General features: G+C 69.5%; 4 protein-coding genes and 1 pseudogene. 4 read left to right on the top strand and 1 reads right to left on the bottom strand.

Features of this window, described 5'->3' with window-relative positions; translation table 11 throughout:
- Positions 1-84: 84 nt before the first annotated feature.
- Positions 85-219, bottom strand: a pseudogene (locus FGD71_RS50310) (PHP domain-containing protein); the annotation flags it as partial.
- Positions 220-504: 285 nt separating this feature from the next.
- Here FGD71_RS50310 and FGD71_RS35320 point away from each other — a divergent pair.
- The 4 genes from FGD71_RS35320 (at position 505) to FGD71_RS35310 (ending at position 3,872) form a co-directional block, all read left to right on the top strand.
- Positions 505-1,836, top strand: coding sequence for an OFA family MFS transporter (locus tag FGD71_RS35320; RefSeq protein WP_119104638.1), 1,332 nt, complete (start codon positions 505-507; stop codon positions 1,834-1,836).
- On the top strand, positions 1,808-1,939 hold the full coding sequence (locus tag FGD71_RS49780) for an MFS transporter small subunit (protein WP_276147176.1): 132 nt from the start codon (positions 1,808-1,810) through the stop codon (positions 1,937-1,939). The genes FGD71_RS35320 and FGD71_RS49780 overlap by 29 nt, the downstream gene beginning before the upstream one ends.
- Before the next feature lie 178 nt (positions 1,940-2,117).
- Positions 2,118-3,056 (top strand): beta-ketoacyl-ACP synthase III, encoded by a 939-nt coding sequence (locus FGD71_RS35315; RefSeq protein WP_119104636.1) that lies wholly within the window; start codon positions 2,118-2,120, stop codon positions 3,054-3,056.
- 138 nt (positions 3,057-3,194) lie between these two features.
- A complete protein-coding gene (locus FGD71_RS35310; RefSeq protein WP_119104637.1) occupies positions 3,195-3,872 on the top strand; it encodes a GntR family transcriptional regulator in 678 nt (225 codons plus the stop codon).
- Positions 3,873-4,023: the final 151 nt, after the last annotated feature.

Genomic DNA, 4,023 nt, shown 5'->3' with positions numbered 1-4,023 from the left:
TTGCGGCAGCGGATGATCGCTTCGACGACGTTGGTGCCGACGTTGCGGACCGCGGACAGTCCGAAGAGGATCACGTCGTCGCCTGTTGCAGGCGTTGAACATGTCCTTCAGCCGCGCGGCACCGTCCAGCAGCGAGTACTGGGTGTGAACGTGCAAGTGCGTGAAGGACCGGGACACGGCGACTCCTGGAGTACAACGGTGAGTTGTCGGAAGCGCCATCAAAGTCCTGGCCGACGTGTTGGATCAAACGACTGGCAGGTTCAGTGGAACAACTGACGGTTGTGTTCCGGCCTGGCTTCTTGGGTTCCTTCCACGCGAACCCGGAAAGGCGCCACGGACGCGCCACGGACGCGCTACGGACGCGCCATGGACATGCCACGAGATGCCGCTTGTCGGTCCTCAACGACCGTTCGTCGGACCCGGGATACCGTTCACCGCATACCGTCGACGAGTTCGGGCATGCCGACTTCCCAACTGGACGCCCTGTTCCTATCGTTCGGGATCATGAGTCCCCCCATAGCGCCGTCCGGCTGGAGTCGCTGGCTGGTCCCGCCCGCAGCCTTGTCGGTCCACCTCTCCATCGGCCAGGCCTACGCCTGGTCCGTGTTCAAGCCGTCCCTGGAGTCCGCGCTCGACCTCAGCGGTACGCAGAGCGCGCTGCCCTTCCAGCTCGGCATCGTGATGCTCGGGCTGTCCGCCGCGTTCGGCGGCACGCTCGTCGAGCGCAACGGGCCGCGCTGGGCGATGACCGTCGCCCTGTGCTGTTTCTCGTCCGGCTTCCTGATCTCCGCGCTCGGCGCCGCCACCAGTCAGTACTGGCTGATCGTCCTCGGCTACGGCTTCGTCGGCGGAATCGGCCTCGGCATCGGCTACATCTCGCCCGTCTCGACGCTCATCAAGTGGTTCCCGGACAGGCCCGGCATGGCCACCGGCATCGCCATCATGGGCTTCGGCGGCGGCGCGCTGATCGCCTCGCCCTGGTCCGCGCAGATGCTGGAGTCGTTCGGTTCCGACAACTCCGGCATCGCGGCGGCGTTCCTCGTGCACGGGCTGACGTACGCGGTGTTCATGTCGCTCGGCGTGCTGCTCGTGCGCGTGCCGCGCTCGGACAAGCCCGCGGTGAGCGGCGGTCCCGGGCCGCTCGACGGGGTGCAGGTCTCGGCCCGCAACGCCGTGCGCACCCCGCAGTTCTGGTGCCTGTGGATCGTGCTCTGCATGAACGTGACAGCCGGGATCGGCATCCTGGAGAAGGCCGCCCCGATGATCACGGACTTCTTCGCGGACACCTCGACGCCGGTCTCGGTGTCCGCGGCGGCCGGATTCGTCGCGCTGCTGTCGGCGGCCAACATGGCGGGCCGTATCGGCTGGTCGTCGACGTCCGACCTGATCGGACGCAAGAACATCTACCGCGTCTATCTGGGCGTGGGTGCGCTGATGTACGCCCTCATCGCATGGCTGGGGGACTCCTCGAAGCCGCTGTTCATCGTCTGCGCGCTGGTGATCCTGTCCTTCTACGGGGGCGGCTTCGCGACCATCCCCGCCTATCTGAAGGACCTCTTCGGCACCTACCAGGTCGGCGCGATCCACGGCCGGCTGCTCACGGCCTGGTCGACCGCCGGCGTCCTCGGTCCACTGATCGTCAACTGGATCGCGGACCGGCAGGAGGAGGCGGGCAAATCCGGCGCGTCCCTCTACGGAGTGTCCCTGATGATCATGATCGGGCTGCTTGTCGTCGGCTTCGTCGCCAACGAATTCGTCCGTCCCGTCCATGCCCGCCACCACATCCCCGCCCCGAGGGAGGCCGCCGATGTCCAGCAGCGACAGCAGTCCGCCTAGCCGCCGAGGGCTGATCGCCTTGGCCTGGCTCTGGGTGCTGGTACCGCTCGCCTACGGTCTGTACGAACTGGTGCGGAAGGCGACCCAGCTGTTCACGGGGTGACCGCACGGAGGTCCGAGGGCGTACTGGCGCGTCCGCGTACGTATGCGGGCGTCCCGATGCTGTGACGGAAGCCGACAAGCCTGACGCGCCTTTCCTGTGGCTTCACCTGTCCTCGTACCCGTGAGTACTTGATCAGACTGGTGGGTCCCGCTACCCAGGCAACAAGGGGGACCCACCCATGAACGGCTCACGCATCGCCGCCGTCGGTCACTACCAGCCCGCCAAGGTACTCACCAACGAGGACCTGGCGGGCCTGGTCGACACCAGCGACGAGTGGATCACGAGCCGGGTGGGCATCCGCACACGGCATGTCGCCGGGCCCGACGAACCGGTCGACGAGCTGGCGGCGCACGCCGCGGCCAAGGCCCTCGCGGCGGCCGGACTCGCCCCCGACGACATCGACCTGGTCCTGGTGGCCACGTCCACCGCGGTCGACCGTTCGCCGAACATGGCCGCACGGGTCGCCGCCCGCCTCGGCATCCCGTCCCCGGCCGTGATGGACATCAACGTCGTCTGCGCGGGCTTCACGCACGCGCTGGCCACCGCCGACCACGCCGTACGCGCCGGCGGTGCGACCCGGGTGCTCGTGATCGGCGCGGACAAGATGTCCGACGTCACCGACTGGACGGACCGCACGACCTGCGTACTCGTCGGGGACGGGGCGGGGGCCGCGGTGGTCGAGGCCGCCGACGAGGCCGGCATCGGGCCCGTCCTGTGGGGATCCGTGCCCGAGATGGGGCATGCCGTACGCATCGAGGGCACCCCGTCGCGGTTCGCGCAGGAGGGCCAGAGCGTCTACCGATGGGCGACCACCCGGCTCCCGCGCATCGCGCGCCAGGCGTGCGAGCGCGCGGGCCTCGCCCCCGAGGACCTCGCCGCGGTCGTGCTGCACCAGGCGAACCTGCGCATCATCGAGCCGCTCGCCGAGAAGATCGGCGCCGTGAACGCCGTGGTCGCGCGCGATGTCACCGAGTCCGGCAACACCTCGGCCGCGAGCATCCCGCTCGCGCTGTCCAAGCTCGTCGAGCGCGGCGCGATCTCCACGGGCGACCCGGTGCTCCTCTTCGGTTTCGGCGGGAACCTCTCGTACGCGGGACAGGTGGTCCGCTGTCCCTGACGTGCGCCGACCCCGCGGTGTGACGAGGCCAACTCCCCCTGGTCCTGGCCATTGTGCTCGGTAGACTGTAGACGAAAGCCAATCCATTCCGGCTTCTGAGCAGCCCCGGGAGGGGACATGCCCAAGAGGGGGACCGCGATGTTGTCGTCCGGACTGCCGCAGGGGGCTGTGCCCAAGCTCGAACGACCGGGGCCGTTGCGGGACCGCGTCTACGAAGCGCTGCTGGAACTCATCACGACACGGGCCCTCCAGCCCGGCCAGCACCTGGTCGAGAGCGAACTCGCCGGGCATCTGGGGGTCTCCCGGCAGCCGGTGCGCGAGGCGTTGCAGCGGTTGAACACCGAGGGCTGGGTCGATCTGCGACCCGCGCAGGGCGCGTTCGTGCATGAGCCGACGGAGGAGGAGGCCGACCAGCTCCTCACGGTCCGTACGCTGCTGGAGGCCGAAGCGGCCCGGCTCGCCGCGGCCAACGCGGGCAGCGCCGGCATCAGCGCGCTGGAGGAGCTGTGCGCCGAGGGCGACCGGGCGGTCGCCGCCGACGACGTGGACGGCGCGGTCGCGATGAACGCCCGCTTCCACGCGAAAGTCATGGAGCTGGCGGGCAACGCGGTCCTCGCCGAACTCGCCGGCCAGGTCGACCGCCGTGTCCGCTGGTACTACACCCCGGTCGCCCGGCAGCGCGGCCACCAGTCCTGGATCGAGCACCGCGACCTCATCGCAGCGATCGCCGCCCGTGACGAGCAGCGCGCGACAGAGGTGATGCGCGCCCACACGGAGCACACGCGCAAGACGTACCACGCACGGCAAGGGGCGTAGCGGCTTCGCCGACGGGGGGTTTTCGCCCCCGCCGCCCCTACCCATTCCCATCCCCTGGGGCTCCGCCCCAGACCCCGCCAGGGGGCTCTGCCCCCTGGACCCCCGCTCCTCAAACGCCGGAGGGGCTGACATACCCAGCCCGTCCGGCGTT

The sequence above is a fragment of the Streptomyces sporangiiformans genome, assembly GCF_005768555.2.
GTDB classification, from domain to species: Bacteria; Actinomycetota; Actinomycetes; order Streptomycetales; family Streptomycetaceae; genus Streptomyces; species Streptomyces sporangiiformans.
Note: the sequence above shows the minus strand (reverse complement) of the source record. Positions and strands in the feature narration are given on the sequence as shown.